The following is an 18,613-nucleotide window of genomic DNA, read 5'->3' as shown; positions in this document are numbered from 1 at the left end:
TGAGGTACAGCGCGTGACCGCTACATTCGATAAAGTTGCCGACATTATTGCAGAAACCAGTGAGATCGACCGCGCGACGATCACGCCGGAGAGCCATACGATCGACGACCTTGGTATCGACAGCCTCGATTTCCTCGACATCGTCTTCGCGATCGACAAGGAATTCGGCATCAAGATCCCGCTCGAAAAGTGGACGCAGGAAGTCAATGAAGGCAAGGTTTCCACCGAAGAATACTTCGTGCTGAAGAACCTCTGCGCCAAGATCGACGAGCTCAAAGCAGCCAAGGCCTGAGCGATATAACAGTCTTTTTTGAACGCCCTGCCGCCCTGAATATGGCGGCCGGGCGATTTTGTTCCTAAGTAGGCGTCACCGGCGGGCGGATCTGGCCCGTCGGGCCGGAGGATCCGAATGCTGCTGGAATATTTCCAGATGATTGACCGCGTCGAAGCGGTGGACCTGAAGAAGGGCACGCTTAGGGCGCGATCCGTCGTGCCGGCGCAGAGCCCCGTCTTCGAGGGTCATTTTCCCGGCATGCCGCTCGTTCCCGGCGTGCTCCTGATCGAGACCATGGCGCAGGCCTCCGGCATGCTGGTGCTTGCCGTCACCAATTTTGCCGCCATGCCCTTCCTGATGACAGTCGACGGCGCCAAGATGCGCACCTTCGTTGAACCGGAAGCCGTGCTCGACATCGAGGCGGTGCTCGAGCATGACGGTTCGGGGTTCGCGGTCACCAAGGCTAAAATCACCAGCGGCGGCAAGAAGGTCTGCGATGCGCAGCTGAAACTCCGCACTATGCCGTTTTCCGAGGTGCCGCTCGGCGATATCGTGAAGAAACGTGCCGGCGAGATCGGGCTTCTCGAAGCGATCGCGGCGCAGGGAGTGATTGGATGAGCAAGGCTGCAAACGACGTCGTCATCTCGGGCATCGGCATCGTCACCTGTCAGGGCGTCGGCAAGGATGCGCATATCGCGCTGCTTTCGGCCGCCAGCACGCCGAAGGCGATCGTCGAGATCGAGAAGTTCAAGCCCTATCCGGTGCATCCACTGCCCGAGATCGACTGGTCGCAGCAGATCGCCAAGCGCGGTGATCAGCGCCAGATGGAGAACTGGCAGCGCATCGGCGTCTTCGCCGCCGGCCTTGCGCTCGATGATGCCGGTTTCAAGGATGATATCGAAGCCTGCGGCACGATGGACATGATCGTGGCGGCCGGCGGCGGCGAGCGTGACATCAATGTCGACACACTAATCGTCGACGAAGCGCTGAAGCGCAATGACCGCGAGCTGCTGCTCAACGAGAAGCTGACGACGGAGCTCAGGCCGACGCTGTTCCTCGCCCAGCTTTCCAATCTGCTCGCCGGGAATATCTCGATCGTGCACAAGGTCACCGGCTCGTCGCGCACCTTCATGGGCGAGGAAGCGGCCGGCATATCCGCCGTCGAGACCGCCTTCTACCGCATCAAATCAGGCGAATCCTCGCATGCGCTTGTTGGAGGCGCCTTCGCGGCCGAACGGCCGGATATGATCCTGCTCACCGAAGCGATCGGCGCCCATGCGCGCGGCGACTGGGTGCCGCTCTGGTCGCGCAAGCCGAGCGACGGCGGCGGCATGATCACCGGTTCGGCAGGCGCCTTCCTGGTGCTCGAATCGCGCAAACACGCCGAAGCCCGCGGCGCCCATATCTATGCGGTCATCGACGCGGTCGAGGGTGACCGTGGCAACCGCAATTCCGGCAATCTCGAAGTCCGGCTGGAGCGGCTTTTGGCACCGGCTGCCGGGCTTGCGGCCGAAAGCACGGCGATCTTTTCCGGATCGACCGGCATGCACGATCTTGCCGCCCGTGAGCGGGCGGTGCTCGAACATCAATTGCCGGACTTTGCGATCCGCGGCTTCGGCGGCGTCACCGGCCATACGATTGAGACGCAGTTTACGCTGGGTCTTGCGCTCGCCGCCCTTGCCGTCGACGGCAAGGCCAAGGTTCCGCCCTTCGATGCCGCCCATGAGGCGCCGATGCGGGCAGGGGCCACCGCCGCCGTCGTGACCACGGTCGGACACCAGCGCGGCGAGGGCGTTGCCGTTCTTTCCGCAGATGCGTGAGGAGTGAGAGATATGACAGCTTCCGCTTATAGAGATCACCTCGGCCGTCCGATCGTGGCGGTTACCGGCATGGGCATCATCACCTCGCTCGGCCAGGGCCTCAGCGACAACTGGGCAGCGCTTTCGTCAGGCACGTCGGGCATCCACGAGATCAACCGCTTCCCGACCGAGGGCCTGTCGACGCGGATCGCCGGCACCGTCGATTTCATCGGCATTCCGGTGCCGAACGCCGTCGAGCGCTCCTATGCCTTTGCGCGCGAGACGACGATCGAGGCGCTGGCCGATGCCGGCCTTTCCGGTGATTTCAACGGTCCGCTATTCCTCGCCGCCCCGCCGATCGAGCCGGAATGGAGCGCGCGCTTCGAGCTTGCCGACCGTTCGCCGGCCTCCGACCATCCGGGTGATGCCTATGAGCGTTTCCTGACGGCGCTGCGCCAGCGTCCGGACCCAGCCTTCCATGAGGCGGCTCTGTTCGGCGCGATTTCCGAGCGCCTTGCCGACCGGTTCGGCACCCGCGGCCTTCCCGTGACGCTGTCGACAGCCTGTGCCTCCGGCGTCACGGCGATCCAGCTTGGCATCGAGGCAATCCGCCAAGGCCGCACGGATCGCGCGCTGACGGTCGCGACCGACGGATCGCTGAGTGCCGAAGCACTGATCCGATTCTCGTTGCTGTCAGCCCTTTCGACGCAGAACGATCCGCCGACCAAGGCTTCCAAGCCATTCAGCAAGGATCGTGACGGCTTCGTCATCGCCGAGGGTGCGGCGACCCTGGTGCTGGAATCGCTGGAATCAGCTGTCGCCCGCGGCGCCAAGGTGCTCGGCATCATGAAAGGCGCCGGCGACAAGGCCGACAGCTTCCACCGCACCCGGTCGTCGCCCGATGGCGGCCCGGCAATCGCGACGATCCGTGCAGCCCTTGCCGATGCCGGCATCGACGAGAGCGGCATCGGCTACATCAATGCGCACGGCACCTCGACGCCGGAGAATGACAAGATGGAGTATGGCGCGATGTCGGCTGTGTTCGGCGAGCGGCTGGTCGGGATTCCGGTTTCGTCGAACAAGTCAATGATCGGCCATACGCTGACGGCGGCGGGCGCCGTCGAGGCGGTGTTCTCGCTGCAGACGATGTTGACCGGAACGCTGCCGCCGACCATCAACTACAACAACCCCGATCCGTCGATCGTTCTCGATGTCGTGCCGAACAAGAAGCGGGAAGCACAGGTTTCAGCCGTGCTTTCCAACTCCTTCGGCTTCGGCGGGCAGAATGCCAGCCTTGTCATGGCGCTCGAACCGGCTTAAGCGGTTCCCGACAAATTTTCGAGACGAGATGACGCCTTCAGGCGAGGGATTTTGCCATGCGCGCTTTGCAACTGATCGACGACCGCAAGCTTGAGATCACCGATCTGCCGGAACCGGATGCTCCAGCCGCTGGCGAGGTGACGCTGCGCGTCAAGGCGGTGGCGCTCAACCATATCGACGTCTGGGGCTGGCGCGGCATGGCATTCGCCAAGCGCAAGATGCCGCTGGTCATCGGTGCGGAAGCCTCCGGCGTGGTGGAATCGATCGGCCCGGGCGTCGCCAACGTGCTGCCGGGCCAGCTCGTCTCCATCTACGGCGCGCGCACCTGCGGCCTCTGCCGCCCCTGCCGCGAAGGCCGCGATAATCTCTGCGAACATGTCTCGGGCGTGCACGGCTTCCATCTCGACGGCTTTGCGCAGGAGAAGGTCAACCTGCCGGCGCGCCTGCTGGTGCCGGCTCCTCCCGGCGTCGACGCGATCGGCGCGGCGCTTGCTCCGGTCACTTTCGGCACGGTCGAGCACATGCTGTTCGACAATGCCAAGCTTGAGCCGGGCGAGACGATCCTCGTCCATGCCGGCGGCTCCGGCATCGGCACGGCGGCAATCCAGCTTGCCAAGAAGATCGGCTGCACCGTCATCACCACGGTCGGCTCGGACGACAAGATCGAGAAGGCCAAGGCGCTCGGCGCCGATCACGTCATCAACTACCGCACCGACCGTTTCGAGGGCGTGGTGCGCAAACTCACCAAGAAGAAGGGCGTTGACGTCGTCTTCGAACATGTCGGCAAGGACACCTGGGCAGGCTCGATGCTCTGCATGAAGCGGGGCGGGCGGCTCGTCACCTGCGGCTCGACCTCGGGTGTTTCCACAGAGATGAACCTGATGATGCTGTTCCAGCAGCAGCTGAAGCTCTTCGGCTCGTTCGGCTGCCGCATGGAGAACATGGCGGATGCGATGCAGAAGATGGGCCGCGGGCTCGTCCATCCGGTCATCGATACCGAGGTCAGTTTCGGCGATATCGATCGGGCACTGGAGCGGATGGAATCGCGCCAGATCTTCGGCAAGATCATCCTGAAGATGGATTGACCGCGTGAAGCTGTTCATCACCCGGATCGTTCTGGCGCTCAGGAATTTCCAGCAATGGCTGGTGGCGCAGATGATGTTCGGCTTTCTGAATTTCCTGAAGCTGTTTCCGGCCGATGGCGCGATCCGCTTCGCCGACAGGATGATGCGCCGCCTCGGCCGGCTGACCAGCCGCCACAGACTGATGCTGACCAATCTGCGCAACGCCTTTCCTGAGAAGAGCGAGGCCGAGATCGAGGAGATCGCGCTCGCCAGTTGGGGCAATATGGGCCGGCTTGCTGCGGAATACGTCTTCCTCGACCAGCTGTTCGACTATGATCCCGAAAAGTCGGAGCCGGGCAGGGTGGAGGTGTCGGGCATCCCTATCTTCCTCGACCTGCGCGACAATCCGCGCCCCTTCATCGTCTTTACCGGCCATACCGCCAATTTTGAGCTGCTGCCGGTGGCGGGTGCCGCCTTCGGGCTCACGGTAACCGTGCTCTTTCGGCCGCCGAATAATCCTTATGTCGCCAAGAAAGTGTTCGACTTCCGGAGCGCGCGCATGGGCAAGCTGGTGCCCTCGCATGCCGGCTCCTCCTTCGCGCTCGCCCGTCAGCTGGAAGCAGGTCAGGGCGTCGGCGTGCTGGTCGATCAGAAATTCCGCAAGGGGCTGAAGGGCACCTTCTTTGGCCGCGACGTGAAGACCAATCCGCTGCTGCCAAAGCTGGTGCGCCAGTTCAACTGCGAAGTCTATCCGGCGCGTTGCATCCGTCTGCCGGGAAATCGCTACCGGCTGGAAATCGAGCCACGGCTGGACATGCCGCGCGACGCCAATGGCAATCTCGACCTGCCGGCGGCCGCCCAGCTGCTCAACGACAAGGTGGAAAGCTGGGTGCGGGAATATCCGGAACAGTGGCTCTGGTATCACGACCGCTGGCAAATCAAGCAGACGCTCGCGCCTTAGAGCAGGATGATTAAATAATTAGAGCACGATGTCGCGTGAAAACCGCTCACACTTTCGGCATCATGCTCCAAAAACGTCCACCCTCATTTATCAGCGGTGAAAAGCGGCAGGTGCTCTCGGATTGAAACTGAGGGCACTTCATGTTACCCGTCACCACCAAGACGCGAATAATGTCTACCGGAAGGCGCATTTTTGGGAAATGCAGCCATATGAGGTTTCGGACTCGTCTCTTGGGAAAATGGGAGTGGAGGCGTCTTGCTGGAGCTTTTTCGAGCTTTTTCCTTGCGTTGCGTGCAAATCGAGGAAGCCATACGCCTGGGCGACGACCAGCGCGTCACGGCGCTCGACCGCCATGTCGAGCCGCTGGTCGAGGCAATCCTCGCCTACCGGGCAGTCAATCTGCTCGAAGTTTACATGCAACTGCAGTTTGTGAGCCATCTGATCAGCCAGGATGCCGACGACAGCGCCAGCGTCACGGAGCACACGTCGGTGCTTTCCTACCTGCTCGACCGCTATTTCGGGGCGCATGGGCCGGACTGGCGCGTGCCTTCGCCGCAGGATGTGCGCATCGAGCCGCCGCCGGCTTATGTGCCTGATACCGACAATGGCCAGTTCCTCAACGCGGTAATCCTTGAAAGCCTGCCGGATCGCGTGGCGGTGCTGACAAGGGACTATCGCTACCTCTATTCCAATCCAGCCAACAGCGCCCATCTCAACAGGAAGCCGATGGAGCTCATCGGCCGCCACCTTTCCGAATTCATCGGCGAGGAGCGGTTTGCCGAATGCGCCAAGCATAAGCTCGATGCCTGTTTTGCCGGCGAACAGATCGACTATTCCTATGAGCGCTCGGCCGGCAGCGGCAAATCGCGGCAGGTGCGCTGTCGCATGTCGCCGCTGCGCGATGCGGGCGGTACGGTGATTGGCGCCCTGCTCGTCATGGAAGATCTCGATCGGCTGTCGCAGGCTGCCTGATCCCGGTCGGCAGCCTTAGGCAGCCTGACCAACTCGGCTGCCTTGGGTAGTCTGGCTAAGCCGCCGCCCAGACGGCGAGCTCGTAACCATCGCGGTCGAGGAAGTGGAAGCGACGGCCGCCGGGAAAATCGGTGATCGGCCGGCAGATCGTGCCGCCGGCTCTTTCGACTGAGGTCAGCACTTCTTCCAGATCGCTGGCATAGACGACGACCAGCGGGCCGCCGCCCGGCCGCACGGGTCCGAAATCGGTAAAGCCGCCCTTCAGCCGGCCATCGTCGAATTCGCAATAATTGGGGCCGTAATCGGTGAAGCGCCAGCCGAAGGCCGAGCCGTAAAAGGCTTTGGCGGCGGCAATGTCGGCGACGTTGAATTCGACATAGTCGATGCGGCGGTCGTGGTTTTCTGTCTTCTCGGCCATCTATCTCTCCATCAGGGCTTTCAGCATGGCGAGATCCTTCTCGACATGGGCGGCATCGGCGGAAAACTGCGTGTCGGTCATGCCGGGCAGACGCAGCAGCGTGAACATGACCTCGCAGCCATCGCCGTTCGGCACGATGCGCAGAGCATTATAAACCCTGAGGCCGGATTCGATCGTCACCGTATGGTCGATCACGCCGAATTCATTGGCAGGAACGAAGCTCACCTTGACGCTGCCGAGAGCGCCGTGGGCGATCCAGTCGGCGCCGTGAGGCTCTAAGCCGGTCGCAAGGCCGGAGGCCCAGAGCGGCATGTTCTCCGGCTTGCCGGCGAAGTCATAGACGTCGCGCCAGTCGCGCTCTATCGACAGGTGGATGATTTTCGCGGGCATTGTCGACATGGCTTGCAGGTCCCTGGCATTTGGTTTCGTCAGAATAACAGACCGGCCAGCAGCGTCTTGAACAAAACGGTCAATCGGCTCTTTGCCGTATGCTGAGCTGGTCGAGAATGACGGCAGGTGTCAGCGTCGAGAGCTCGCCGACCTCGCGTGTCATGTGGGGCTGGTCGGCAAAGCCCGCTTCGAGAGCAAGGCGGGCAAGCGGCATCGCGCCCGACCTGTGGCAGAGGTCGAGGAAACGCTGGAACCGGCGAATCCGTTCCAGCGTCTTTGCGCCGTAGCCGAAATGGTGGTGGCAGCGGCGGCGCAGCTGCCTCTCACTCATGCCGAGGTGCTCGAGCAGGCTGGACGCCGGGCGAGCGTTGTCGGCGGCGGCGAAGATCATGGCGGCATCGCGGGCGGGCTCCTCCTCATCGCGCGCGGTCTCTTCGAGCAGGCGGCTAAACAGCGCCCTGGCGGCCGAGGGGTCGGGACAATCCGCAAGCCGCGCTTCGAATTCGGCGGTGTCCTTCCGGCCGATGTCAGCGAGGGGCACCGAGCAGCCGACCAGAGCCGAAAGCGGCGTCTTCAGCCAGGGTGCTGCGGCGCCGGGCGCAAAACGTGCGCCGATGACTGTCGCGCCCGGCCGGATGACGGGAAAGGACGCTGTCCTGTCGGGACCGGCGACAACCAGCCGGCCGTCGATCCAGAGGAGATCGCAATAGCCGTCAGGCACGATCGCCACCATTGCCGGCGGTCCGTCATGAAGCGCATGCGACCAGAGGCGGCTGAAATGGCGTCGCAGCGCCGGCGGCGGCATAGACTCGCGGTAGCAGCCGGCGCGGGCCGCCAGGAGAGCCGTATCTTTTCGTCTTCCCGATGCCAATGCGATATCTCCCGAGGCACTGATGATAACAGATAGGGCATTGCGGGCGGGGCGCACGAAAAAAACTAGGGTTTCCGGAGTAGGCGCCAGCCGGCGGGTTGTCGGACAAGCGGCGATATTGCAAGCTTCATTTCATTGGCTTTTGCGAACCGATTAGACCCTTGCGAGACTTGCCGTTTGACCGAGACAGTGCCACAACACCGGTCCAAATGACACATCGGAGGTTTGTCGTGGAAAAGGCAGAAATCGGACTGATCGGTCTTGCGGTCATGGGCTCCAACCTGGCGCTCAACATCGCGGAGAAAGGCAATAAAATCGCGGTGTTCAACCGCACGCCGGAGAAAACCGACGAATTCTACGAAAGCGCCGGCGATCTGAAGAAGCAGATTATTCCCTGCAAGACGATCGAAGAGTTCGTCGATGCGATCCGGCCGCCGCGTCCGATCATCATCATGATCAAGGCAGGCGAGCCTGTCGACCAGCAGATGGAGCTGCTGCGCCCGCATCTCTCCAAGGGCGACATCATGATCGATGCCGGCAACGCCAATTTCCGCGACACCGTCGCCCGCTTCGACCGGCTGAAGAATACCGATCTGACCTTCATCGGCATGGGTGTTTCCGGCGGCGAAGAAGGTGCGCGCCACGGCCCGTCGATCATGGTCGGCGGCACAGAAGAGTCCTGGAAGCGCGTCGAGAAGGTGCTGACATCGATTGCCGCCCGCTACAATGACGAGCCCTGCGTCGCCTGGCTCGGCAATGACGGCGCCGGCCATTTCGTCAAGACCATCCATAACGGCATCGAATATGCCGACATGCAGATGATCGCCGAAATCTACGGCATCCTGCGCGACGGCCTCGGCAAGAGCGCCTCAGAAATCTCCGGCATCTTCGGCGAATGGAACAAGGGCCGGCTGAACTCCTACCTGATTGAAATCTCCGAGAAGGTGCTTGCGGCCACTGATCCGGTCTCCGGCGGGCCGATGGTCGACATGATCCTCGACAAGGCAGGCCAGAAGGGCACCGGCAAGTGGTCGGCGATCGAGGCGCAGAATATGGGCATTCCGGCAACGGCGATCGAAGCCGCCGTCGCCGCCCGCAGCCTCTCTTCGATGAAGTCGCAGCGCGAAGCCGCTGAAAAGATCTTCGGCACGCAGGCTGTGTCCTTCCCGATCGCTTACGGCCCCGAACTCAACAAGGATCTGGAACTGGCGCTGTTTGCCGCCAAGATCGGCGCCTATGCGCAGGGCTTTGCGGTGATGGCGGAAGCATCGCGCGAGTTCAACTGGTCGCTGCCGATGCCGACGATTGCCAGGATTTGGCGCGCCGGCTGCATCATCCGCTCGCAGTTCCTCGACGAGATCACCTCGGCCTTCACCAAGGCGCCGGATGCTGCCAACCTGATCGTCACGCCTGCCTTCTCCGACATGGTCAAGGAATCGATCCCGGCGCTACGCCGCGTCGTCGGTGCCGCGATTGCCGCCGGCTTGCCGATTCCGGCGCTGACCTCGGCGCTGACCTATTTCGACGCCTATCGCCAGGGCAGGGGAACGGCAAACCTCATCCAGGCGCAGCGCGACTTCTTCGGCGCCCACGGTTTCGACCGCCTGGACGGCAAGGATTTTCACCACGGCCCCTGGGGCAGCGGTGCGTCGACCTTCTGAGGTCGCTGAGAAGAGATCGAGGAAAAGCCCGGCCGTCGCGCCGGGCTTTTTCGTCATTGTGCCCTCAAATTCTCCATCTACGATCCGCTGGGGTGGCGCTCCCTGCGCAGGCCCGATCGGATAGTCTGCAAGGCATCCAATTGCGGCGATCGGGCTAGATCGGTTGACCGACGTCGATGCGGTTCCCGTCGGGATCTTCAAACACGAATGCCCGCAATCCGTAGTTCTTGTGCTGAAGGCTTTTGATGATTCTTAACCCGTATTGCCGGCAAACCGTGTGCAGGGCATCGACATCGTCCACCATCAGGTGCGCAACATTGAAGTCCGCAGCCTTGTGGCTCGGCTGCAAGGTGAGATGCAGCTCCCCGCGATCACGCTTCAGGATCATGAAGCCGACAGGATTTCCGTTCTCGAATATTTTCTGGGAGCCGAGGACATTGGCATAAAAATCGTAGGCTTTGGTCATGTCCTTGACTGGCAGCATGGCGGCAATTCGTCCGAAACGAACACCGTGATCGGCGATATTATTCATCGCAGAACCTCTGGTTGCGAAGACGCTCACACCCTTCGGACGGTGCCGGCAGAGATTTCACGCTTCGATGTTTCGATCAGCAGGACGGTGCCCACGCCTCTCCGTCTATAGCCTCGGAAAATCCTCTGCGGAAGAGGGGCAACCGATTCGCGCGAGATTCGCGTGGGTCTACGACACTTCGTTTCAATAGGATAAGACGTTATTTATACGCTACAACGCGCCCGAGGAATTGACCGTGATGCTTATCCGAGACGAAACGCCGGAGGATTTCGACGCGATCCATGATCTGACCTCGACCGCCTTCAAGCCGATGTCTTACAGCGACGGGACGGAAGCGGAGATTGTTCGAAGACTTCGTGAAAACGGTGATCTGACAATATCGCTGGTCGCAGAGCAGCACGGCGAGATCCTGGGGCATGTCGCGTTTTCCCCGGTCACGATCGACGGCGCGCATGATGGCTGGTTCGGGCTGGGGCCGATATCGGTCAAGCCGGAGAGACAACGGCAAGGCATCGGTAAGGCGATGATTGCAAGAGGTCTCGAACTGCTGAACGAGATGGGTGCCAGCGGATGCGCGTTGATCGGCAATCCCGACATCTATAGCCGTGTCGGTTTCAGCAGCGACGGGCAACTGAAGTATCTCGACCTCGATACGCGGCTCGTGCAGCGGATTGTTTTTCGCGGATCCCGGCCAAGCGGGACGTTGCAATTCGCCCCGGCATTTGAAAGCTAGGATATTCCGTTCAACGGCCGAAACTTCAAAACCAAGCTGACAGAGAAGGCGGCGAGATGTCCGAAACGGGCGCGATGACCATCCGAACCGAGCGTCTCAGGCTCCGCATGCCAGATATCGACGATTTCGCCGCCTATGCGCAGTTGATGGCGTCGCCGCGATCGCTCGGAATGGGCGGCCCGTTCGATCTGCGCGCGGCGTGGGGGATGTTCTGTCACGACGTCGTTCTCTGGCAGCTTTTCGGCCACGGAGCGCTGACGATGGAGCTCAGCGAAACTGGCGAATGCGTCGGTCAGGTAGGGATCAATCACGGGCCGCTCTTTCCAGAGAAGGAGCTCGGCTGGTTCGTCTATGCGGAATATGAGCGCAAGGGCTATGCTACCGAAGCGGCCTTGGCGCTGCGCGACTGGGCCTTTGCGACACTCAAGCTGCCATCGCTTGTCAGCTATATCGCTCCCGGCAATGCCGCATCCGTTGCGGTTGCGGAACGGCTGGGAGCGCGTCTCGATCCCGCAGCACCCCGAACCGATCCCGCCGATCTCGTTTACCGGCACCTCCCTTCCTGAAATGCGGAAGTGGTCTTGGGAACTGCATTGGTTGCGGACGTCTCAGTCCCTACATGTTGATCTGTTAGGATGTCGGGCTCCGCAAGAGATGGGGATATCGGATGACAGGCGCGAAGCGGGAACACTGGGACGAGGTCTACCGCACGAAAGCTGCCGACAGCGTCAGTTGGTATCAGCCGACGCCCGGGCCTTCCTTGCGAGCGCTTGACGAGCTGCAACTGCCGGTCACGGCCTCGCTGATCGATGTGGGCGGCGGCGCATCGAACCTTGTCGACCGTCTTATTGAGCGCGGGTGGTCCGACCTCACCGTCGTCGACATCGCCGCGCCGGCGCTCGAGGTCGCCAAGGCGCGGCTACGGGATGAAGCCGGCCGGATCGCCTGGGTGGTTGCTGACGTCACTTCATGGCAACCCGACCGGCATTACGATGTGTGGCACGACCGCGCCGTCTTTCACTTCCTCACCGAGCCCGAGCAGCGGCTGGCCTATCGGCATGCGCTCGAAACCGGCACGGCGCCGGACAGCGCCGTGATCATCGCCACCTTCGCGCCGGACGGGCCGGAACGGTGCAGCGGCCTGCCGGTCCAGCGCTACGACGCGGTAGCGCTTGCGAGTGAATTCTCGTCCACCTTCGCGCTTCAGCGCGACTGGCGCGAGGAGCACACGACACCCGCTGGTGGCCGGCAGTCGTTCCAGTGGTGCGTCTTTCGCAGGCGCTGAGCCCTCGGAGAGGGCGGCCGAGAGGCACGACCCTGATGATCGCGTCTACTGCTGCCTCGTTTCCCGAGAGAGGCAGTCGAGGATGAAATCCGCCCGGTCTGCGACCGCGATTTTCGGCAGTATGATGATGTCGTAGCCGAGCGTCGGATAGATCGCGGCCAACCATATTCGTCGACAGCCTCGTCGAAGCCATGGCGCCGCTCGGGATCGGTCGTGTAGATTTCGGGCCATGGCGGGGTCAGAAAAACCGTCTGGTGACAGCGGTGGGCTACGCTCAATTTTTCCAGGATAGGTTCTCCGGTGAGGTGCTGAAGCGCTGCCGCCGCATCGACCAGCCCGCGATCGAAAAACATCCAGCCGGTCTGCTCACACGCCGCTGCATGGTCGGCGATCGCCATCTCGATCGCGCGGCGCCCAAAGGCCACCATGTCGACCCAGGACAGGGCTGCGCCGTCGCCTTCAAGTTCTTGCTTGACGATGCGCCGGCCGGGCTCTTCGACGACGGCATGACCGCGGGCAACAAGCTCCTGAAGCAGCGTCGATTTCCCGCCGCCGGAACATCCCGACATCAAGACCGACCTGTTCATGTTCGAGCTCCCGCCTAGGCGACGCGTCCGGCGCGCGCCAGGCCGTGGTCGACGAGCCTGTCGATGATTTCGGCGTATCCGACGCCGCTTGCCGCCAAAGCTTTGGAATACATGCTGATATTGGTGAAGCCGGGGATGGTGTTGATTTCATTGACCAGGAACTGCATGTCATCAGTCAGGAAGAAGTCGATGCGGGCCATGCCGTCGCAACCGACGGCCCGGAAGGCTCTTGCGGCCGCGTCGTGCATGGCAGCCTCGACTTCCTCAGGCAGTTCGGCCGGCACTTTCAGCGCCGCACCTTTCTCGTCGATATATTTGGCATCGTAACTATAGAAGCCGTGGCTTTCCGCCGGCACGATCTCGCCCGGCCGGGAGACGAAGAGTTCTCCTGCCGCATCCTCCAGCACGCTGAATTCGATCTCGCGGCCGCGCACGAATTCTTCGGCGAGCAGCGTGCGATCGTGGCGGAACGCCTCAGTAAGGGCGGGCGCGAATTCCTGGCTGGCATGGACCTTGGCGACACCGACCGACGATCCCTGCCGCGCCGGCTTGATGAAGAGCGGCAGGCCGAGTTCACCTTCGAGGGCTGCCAGCGAAGGGGCAGCACCCTGATGGATCGTCACCGCACGCGCTACCGGCAGGCCCGCCGCCCTCAGCAGGCGCTTGGCGATGTCCTTATCGAGTGCTGCGGCGGAGCCGAGAATGCCGCAGCCGGCGAGCGGAACGCGGGCCACCTCCGCTACCCCCTGCACCGAGCCGTCTTCGCCGTGGGGTCCGTGCAACACGGGAAACAGGATGTCGATCCTTGCCAGTTCATGCGGCGCGCCGTGGGCCGGGATCGCCAGCATCCGGCCCCGTCCGCCCGGCACGAGGCAGATTCCCGTGCCTGATGAAGGTGTCGCCAATATGCCGTCTTCGAAACTGCTCAGCAGCCATTGTCCCGCGCGGGTGATGAAGATGGGGACGGCATCGTATTTTTCGGGCTTGAGCGCGCCCATGACATTGGTTGCCGAGAGCACGGAAACCTCATGCTCGGCCGAGCGTCCGCCGAAGAGCACGGCAATGCGCAGCCTGTGTGGGGAAGGGGTCATGAAAGCCTCCGAAACGATCTGGTGTTGAAAAGGTCAGGCGTCGACCGATATGCCGCGATTGGCGAAGAAGCGGTCGAAGACGGCAAGCGGCAGCGTCACATCGGCCTGGCTCGCCGCGTCGTGGCCGGACGGGTTGTGGAATCGGATTGCCCCCTGCGAGGCCGCCGTCACCAGCACCAGATGCCCGCCCTTCGACGGCGGCTCGCGCTCCGGCCAGCGGATGCCCGAGTTCACCGAGGCGATGAAGAACCGGCGCTTCGACAGAAGCTCGGGAATGGCTGATGTCTCGACGCCGGTCATCGTCTCCGCGCTAAGTGCGAAACGGTCGGTGGCGAAGCGGACGAAGGGCGCGTAGATCAGCCCTTTGATCGAGGCATCGATTTCGTTGACGACATAACCGCCATAGGCGGTGCAGGCGCGGGCAAGCTCGAGTGTCGGATGGATCTCGCCGCGTGCGGCAAGAATCATCTTCAGGCAGGCCATGCCGCAGACATTGACTGCCCAGCGCGCATATTCCTCGATCGTTGCGGCCCCCGATTGATGCCAGAGCGGGTCGCCGAGCAGGGCCTGTTGTCCCTCGGCAAGCACCGGCAACGTCATGCCGGGTGTTTCCCATTGGCTGAAATAGGGCACGCCGCTTTGCTGCATCCTGTCGATATCCCCCTGGTTCGTCTCATGAGATGGCCGGCAATCTTGGCTTTTTTCGAACCGATGCCCGCTTGCGAATCCAAGGCTAAGGTGCAGCTTTCTTCAGGTCCACTTAATTAAAGTAAGTATATAGGTTAGAAATTATGGCCAAATGATCGGCCGGGGAAACAGGCCGGATTTCTTCCGATTGCGCACACTTCGCGAGCTTTCGCGCCGCGAGACGATGGCGGCGGTCGCCGACGCACTGGGTATTTCCTCATCGGCCGTTTCTCAGCAGATCGCCCAACTGGAGGACGAAGTGGGAATCCCGCTCGTCGAGCGGCGCGGGCGAGGGGTGATGCTGACACCGGCCGGCCAGAGGCTCGTCCTGCATGCCGACCGGATATTCGCCGTCGTCGAGGAAGCCAAAACCGATATTGCCGAGCTGCAGAACATCGTCGCCGGCGACTTGAGGATCGCCGCCCAACCCTCCGCGGCGTCCTCCTTCATCCCGGCCGCGATGCGCGAGCTCGCGATCCACCATCCGCATCTCAACATCGTCATGACGACGATGGGACCTGCCGAAGGCGTGGCCGCGCTCCGGGCCTGGCAGGCCGACATCGTCGTTGCCGACGACATATCCTTCGATCCGCATACGCTGGAGGGCACGGCCGACACGTTGTTCCTCTGCCGCGACCAGCTCTTCGTGCTGCTGCCCGCTGGCCACAGGTTGGAGAGCGAGCCCGTCATCGAACTTGCCCAGCTGAGGGATGAACATTGGGCGCTCGACGTCGCCTCCAGCGCCTATTCCATGACCATCCGCAAGGCTTGCCGCGACATTGGTTTCGAGCCCGTCATCAATGGCTTCAGCGACAGTTTCGAAGTCGTGTTCGCGCTTGTCGAAGCCGGATGCTCGATTTCGGTGATGCCCGGACTGGCGCTTCGAGATTTTCGCGAAGGCCTGACCGTCAAGCCGCTGGCGCCAGCCGCCTACCGCGGCATCCATGCGATTAGCCGGCGCGGCGAGGTGCGCAACCCGAAGGTCGCGGCGGTGCTCGATCAACTGGTAAAGAGCGCGCCGCGGGATTTGAACAGATCCTGATTTTCGCGCGAATGCACTCTTGGCAGAAGCGATCATATCGGGCACTCTTGGTTGATGGTTATGGCAACTCAAGCAGCAGACGTTCGCGCACGCGACGCACGACTTACCACCACGGCCTCCTGATCGGAGCCGGGTTAACACGTCGTTTGCTTTCTCCTTATTTGCCTTGAGTCACCGTCCATGGACACCAGATCGTTTCCAAAGCCACATCGCGCTTTTTTCGTCCGGAGCGTCGCGCGGACGTTCTGCGTCGCAACTCCGCACGCGTTTCGACTTAGCCGCGGCTGCCGGACGTCACCGGAGCACCGGCAGCCGTAGCTGCTCCTGAACCAAAGAACGCCTCCACTTTTCAGGACACGCCGCCGCCAGAGCCGGTCGGCGCCAGGAGTGATGCATGCCTTATGATCCCAGGACGATCGAACCGAAGTGGCAGGCCTATTGGGCCGATCACCATATTTTTCGCGCGGAAATCGATCCCGCCAGGCCGAAATTCTACGCGCTCGACATGTTTCCGTATCCTTCGGGCGCGGGCCTGCATGTTGGCCATCCCCTTGGCTACACTGCCACTGATATAATGTGCCGCTACAAACGCATGCGCGGCTTCAACGTCCTGCATCCGATGGGATGGGACAGTTTCGGCCTGCCGGCGGAGCGCCACGCCATGCGGACCGGTGTGCATCCCGATGTCACGACGAAGCGCAATATCGAGACGTTTCGCGGACAGGTGCAAAGGTTGGGTTTCTCCTATGACTGGAGCCGCGAGTTCGCCACCACCGATCCTGCCTACTTGCGCTGGACACAGTGGATATTCCTGAAGCTGTTCGAGAAGGGCCTCGCCTATCAAGCCGAGGTCGCAGTCAACTGGTGCCCGGCACAGAACGCCGTGCTCGCCGACGAGGAGGTCAAGGACGGGTGTTACGTCGAGACCGGCGATCCCGTCATCCGCCGCAGGATGCGCCAGTGGATGCTGCGCATCACGGCTTATGCTGACCGACTGCTGGAGGGACTGGATGGCCTCGATTGGCCCGAAAGCCTGAAAACCATGCAGCGCAACTGGATCGGGCGTTCTGAAGGGGCCGAAATCCGTTTTTCGCTCGAGCATGGCACGGAGGGCATTACCGTCTTCACGACGCGCCCCGAAACCCTATTCGGAGCAAGCTATATCGTGCTCCCACCGGAGCATCCCGCTGTCGCCACCACCGTCACGCCCGAAGCAAGAGAGGCGGTTGCCGCCTATATTGCCGAGGCCGAGGCATTGGAGGAAACGACGCGTACCGATGCTGGACGCGAGAAGACCGGCGTCTTCACCGGCGCCTATGCCGTCAATCCCGCAACCGGCGCCCGGCTACCGATCTGGGTGGCCGATTACGTCCTGGCGGGCTACGGCACCGGCGCCTTGATGGCGGTGCCGGCCCATGACGCGCGGGACTACACCTTTGCCTGCGCGCACGGCCTGCCGATCATTCGCGTGATCGACAGTGCGGACGACATCGAAAAGGCGGCCTTTGAGGGCGAGGGGAGGATGGTTAATTCCGACTTCCTGAATGGTCTGGCCGCGCCGGAGGCCAGGAAAGCCATGATTGCTTGGCTGCAGGCGAGTGGCGCAGGCTGGCCTAAAGTCACCTATCGCCTACGCGATTGGCTGTTTTCCCGCCAGCGCTACTGGGGCGAGCCGATACCGGTGCTGCATCTGGCGGATGGCTCGGTGATGCCGCTGCCCGAGGAATGCCTGCCGCTGCTGCCGCCTGAGCTGGACGACTACGCCCCGACGCCGGACGGCGAACCGCCGCTTGCCCGTGCGCATGCCTGGGTCGAAACGATCGTGCCGGCCACCGAGATTCCGGCACGGCGGGAGACTAACACGATGCCGCAATGGGCGGGCTCCTGCTGGTATTTTCTCAGATTCCTCGATCCCGGCAACGCCCGCGAGCCCGTCGGGCGCGAGGCCGAGCGCTATTGGATGCCGGTTGATCTCTACGTCGGCGGTGCCGAGCATGCGGTCCTGCATCTGCTCTATGCCCGCTTCTGGCACAAGGTTCTCTACGATATCAGGGTCGTTTCGACGGAAGAGCCGTTCCAGCGTCTGTTCAACCAGGGCATGATCCTTGCTCATTCCTACCGCGATGCGGCGGGCCGGTATTACGCGCCGTCTTCCGTCGTCGAAGAGCAGGGCAGATGGTTCGCTGGGCCGGTCGAAGTGCAGCGCGCCGTCGAGAAGATGTCGAAGTCGCGGTTGAACGTCGTCAATCCCGACGATGTCGTCGATCAGTTCGGGGCCGACGCCTTGCGGTTGTACGAAATGTTCATGGGGCCTCTGGATGCGGCAAAACCCTGGCAGACCGCTGGCGTGATCGGTGTGCGCCGGTTTCTAGAGCGCGCCTGGCGTATTGTTTGCGACGAGAGCGACGGACTCTCCTCAGCGGTGCAGGAGGCGGCCCCGAGCCCGCAGCTTCTGTGCTTGCGCCACCAGACGGTGAAGACCGTGACGGCGGATATCGACGCAATGCGGTTCAACACCGCGGTTTCCCGGCTGATGGAACTGGCCAATGCACTGACGGTAGAAGCCGCGCGTCCGCGCGAAGTGGTGGAGACATTCGTGCTGTTGCTGGCACCCTTTGCGCCTCACATCGCGGAGGAGTTATGGAGCAAGCTTGGTCACGGGGTAACACTGACATGGGTTTCCTGGCCGACCTTCGACCCTGCGATGATCGAGCTTGAGACCTGCGAATATGTGGTGCAGATCAACGGCAAGGTTCGCCACCGCTTCGAAGCCGCAGCCGACCTCGGCGAGGCGCTGCTGGCGGCGGCGCGATCGGAACCCGCTGTCATGGCCTTGCTCGACGGCAGAATGGTGGTCAAGGAAGTTCTGGTCCCGGGGCGACTGGTGAATTTCGTCGTCGAAGACCTGTGATGATCCAAAGCTGAT

At 62.3% G+C, this 18,613-nt stretch carries 19 protein-coding genes and 1 pseudogene; 13 read left to right on the top strand and 7 right to left on the bottom strand.

Annotated elements, in window-relative coordinates:
• Positions 1-13: 13 nt before the first annotated feature.
• The 7 genes from AB8B31_RS11940 to AB8B31_RS11910 all read left to right on the top strand — a co-directional run bounded on the left by AB8B31_RS11940 (position 14) and on the right by AB8B31_RS11910 (position 6,390).
• The gene (locus AB8B31_RS11940; RefSeq protein WP_003540486.1) at positions 14-292 is read left to right on the top strand and encodes an acyl carrier protein; all 279 of its coding nucleotides are present in this window, start codon (positions 14-16) and stop codon (positions 290-292) included.
• A 117-nt stretch (positions 293-409) separates the two neighbouring features.
• Entirely contained in the window at positions 410-892 is a 483-nt protein-coding gene (locus AB8B31_RS11935; RefSeq protein ID WP_018447301.1) for a 3-hydroxyacyl-ACP dehydratase FabZ family protein, read from the top strand.
• A complete protein-coding gene (locus tag AB8B31_RS11930; protein ID WP_047621432.1) occupies positions 889-2,094 on the top strand; it encodes a beta-ketoacyl-ACP synthase in 1,206 nt (401 codons plus the stop codon). Before AB8B31_RS11935 ends, AB8B31_RS11930 begins: the two co-directional genes overlap by 4 nt.
• A 12-nt stretch (positions 2,095-2,106) precedes the next feature.
• The gene (locus AB8B31_RS11925) at positions 2,107-3,393 is read left to right on the top strand and encodes a beta-ketoacyl-ACP synthase (protein ID WP_018242382.1); all 1,287 of its coding nucleotides are present in this window, start codon (positions 2,107-2,109) and stop codon (positions 3,391-3,393) included.
• 56 nt (positions 3,394-3,449) lie between these two features.
• Entirely contained in the window at positions 3,450-4,478 is a 1,029-nt protein-coding gene (locus AB8B31_RS11920) for a zinc-binding dehydrogenase (RefSeq protein ID WP_018242381.1), read from the top strand.
• Between the two features lie 4 nt (positions 4,479-4,482).
• Positions 4,483-5,418 carry a lipid A biosynthesis lauroyl acyltransferase gene (locus AB8B31_RS11915; protein ID WP_018242380.1) on the top strand — a complete coding sequence of 312 codons (936 nt, stop codon included), beginning with the start codon at positions 4,483-4,485 and terminating at the stop codon, positions 5,416-5,418.
• A 255-nt stretch (positions 5,419-5,673) separates the two neighbouring features.
• Positions 5,674-6,390 (top strand): PAS domain-containing protein, encoded by a 717-nt coding sequence (locus AB8B31_RS11910; RefSeq protein ID WP_018447306.1) that lies wholly within the window; start codon positions 5,674-5,676, stop codon positions 6,388-6,390.
• Positions 6,391-6,445: 55 nt separating this feature from the next.
• On the opposite strand, the gene AB8B31_RS11905 is transcribed toward AB8B31_RS11910, so the two are convergent.
• The 3 genes from AB8B31_RS11905 to AB8B31_RS11895 form a co-directional block, all read right to left on the bottom strand.
• Positions 6,446-6,808: a VOC family protein gene (locus tag AB8B31_RS11905; RefSeq protein ID WP_018242378.1), complete on the bottom strand. Its 363-nt coding sequence runs from the start codon at positions 6,806-6,808 to the stop codon at positions 6,446-6,448.
• Complete coding sequence (locus AB8B31_RS11900) at positions 6,809-7,207, bottom strand: polyketide cyclase (protein ID WP_028733086.1); 399 nt, start codon at positions 7,205-7,207, stop codon at positions 6,809-6,811.
• Between the two features lie 70 nt (positions 7,208-7,277).
• Positions 7,278-8,069 (bottom strand): helix-turn-helix domain-containing protein, encoded by a 792-nt coding sequence (locus tag AB8B31_RS11895; protein WP_047621431.1) that lies wholly within the window; start codon positions 8,067-8,069, stop codon positions 7,278-7,280.
• Positions 8,070-8,278: 209 nt separating this feature from the next.
• Between AB8B31_RS11895 and gndA the strand changes: the two genes are divergently transcribed.
• Positions 8,279-9,730 (top strand): NADP-dependent phosphogluconate dehydrogenase, encoded by a 1,452-nt coding sequence (gene gndA, locus AB8B31_RS11890; protein ID WP_018242375.1) that lies wholly within the window; start codon positions 8,279-8,281, stop codon positions 9,728-9,730.
• Between the two features lie 154 nt (positions 9,731-9,884).
• On the opposite strand, the gene AB8B31_RS11885 is transcribed toward gndA, so the two are convergent.
• A complete protein-coding gene (locus tag AB8B31_RS11885; RefSeq protein WP_130652567.1) occupies positions 9,885-10,262 on the bottom strand; it encodes a VOC family protein in 378 nt (125 codons plus the stop codon).
• Positions 10,263-10,500: 238 nt separating this feature from the next.
• Between AB8B31_RS11885 and AB8B31_RS11880 the strand changes: the two genes are divergently transcribed.
• The 3 genes from AB8B31_RS11880 (at position 10,501) to AB8B31_RS11870 (ending at position 12,280) form a co-directional block, all read left to right on the top strand.
• Positions 10,501-10,995 carry a GNAT family N-acetyltransferase gene (locus tag AB8B31_RS11880; RefSeq protein ID WP_018242373.1) on the top strand — a complete coding sequence of 165 codons (495 nt, stop codon included), beginning with the start codon at positions 10,501-10,503 and terminating at the stop codon, positions 10,993-10,995.
• A 56-nt stretch (positions 10,996-11,051) separates the two neighbouring features.
• Complete coding sequence (locus AB8B31_RS11875) at positions 11,052-11,561, top strand: GNAT family N-acetyltransferase (protein WP_047621428.1); 510 nt, start codon at positions 11,052-11,054, stop codon at positions 11,559-11,561.
• 101 nt (positions 11,562-11,662) lie between these two features.
• A complete protein-coding gene (locus AB8B31_RS11870; RefSeq protein WP_018242371.1) occupies positions 11,663-12,280 on the top strand; it encodes a class I SAM-dependent methyltransferase in 618 nt (205 codons plus the stop codon).
• A 45-nt stretch (positions 12,281-12,325) separates the two neighbouring features.
• On the opposite strand, the pseudogene AB8B31_RS11865 reads toward AB8B31_RS11870, so the two are convergent.
• The 3 genes and pseudogenes from AB8B31_RS11865 to AB8B31_RS11855 all read right to left on the bottom strand — a co-directional run bounded on the left by AB8B31_RS11865 (position 12,326) and on the right by AB8B31_RS11855 (position 14,606).
• Positions 12,326-12,867, bottom strand: a pseudogene (locus AB8B31_RS11865) (AAA family ATPase).
• 14 nt (positions 12,868-12,881) lie between these two features.
• Entirely contained in the window at positions 12,882-13,958 is a 1,077-nt protein-coding gene (locus AB8B31_RS11860) for a D-alanine--D-alanine ligase family protein (protein WP_130652566.1), read from the bottom strand.
• A gap of 33 nt (positions 13,959-13,991) precedes the next feature.
• The gene (locus tag AB8B31_RS11855; protein WP_018242369.1) at positions 13,992-14,606 is read right to left on the bottom strand and encodes a C39 family peptidase; all 615 of its coding nucleotides are present in this window, start codon (positions 14,604-14,606) and stop codon (positions 13,992-13,994) included.
• A 151-nt stretch (positions 14,607-14,757) separates the two neighbouring features.
• On the opposite strand from AB8B31_RS11855, the gene AB8B31_RS11850 reads away from it, so the two are divergent.
• Together AB8B31_RS11850 and leuS are read left to right on the top strand one after the other, a co-directional pair.
• Positions 14,758-15,687, top strand: a complete 930-nt coding sequence (locus tag AB8B31_RS11850; protein ID WP_018242368.1) for a LysR family transcriptional regulator — start codon at positions 14,758-14,760, stop codon at positions 15,685-15,687.
• 394 nt (positions 15,688-16,081) lie between these two features.
• A complete protein-coding gene (leuS, locus tag AB8B31_RS11845) occupies positions 16,082-18,598 on the top strand; it encodes a leucine--tRNA ligase (RefSeq protein WP_130652565.1) in 2,517 nt (838 codons plus the stop codon).
• Positions 18,599-18,613: the final 15 nt, after the last annotated feature.

The sequence above is a fragment of the Rhizobium sp. 62_C5_N11_2 genome (assembly GCF_051811185.1).
Lineage (GTDB): Bacteria > Pseudomonadota > Alphaproteobacteria > Rhizobiales > Rhizobiaceae > Rhizobium > Rhizobium leguminosarum.
This window is presented reverse-complemented; position numbering and strand designations above follow the sequence as displayed.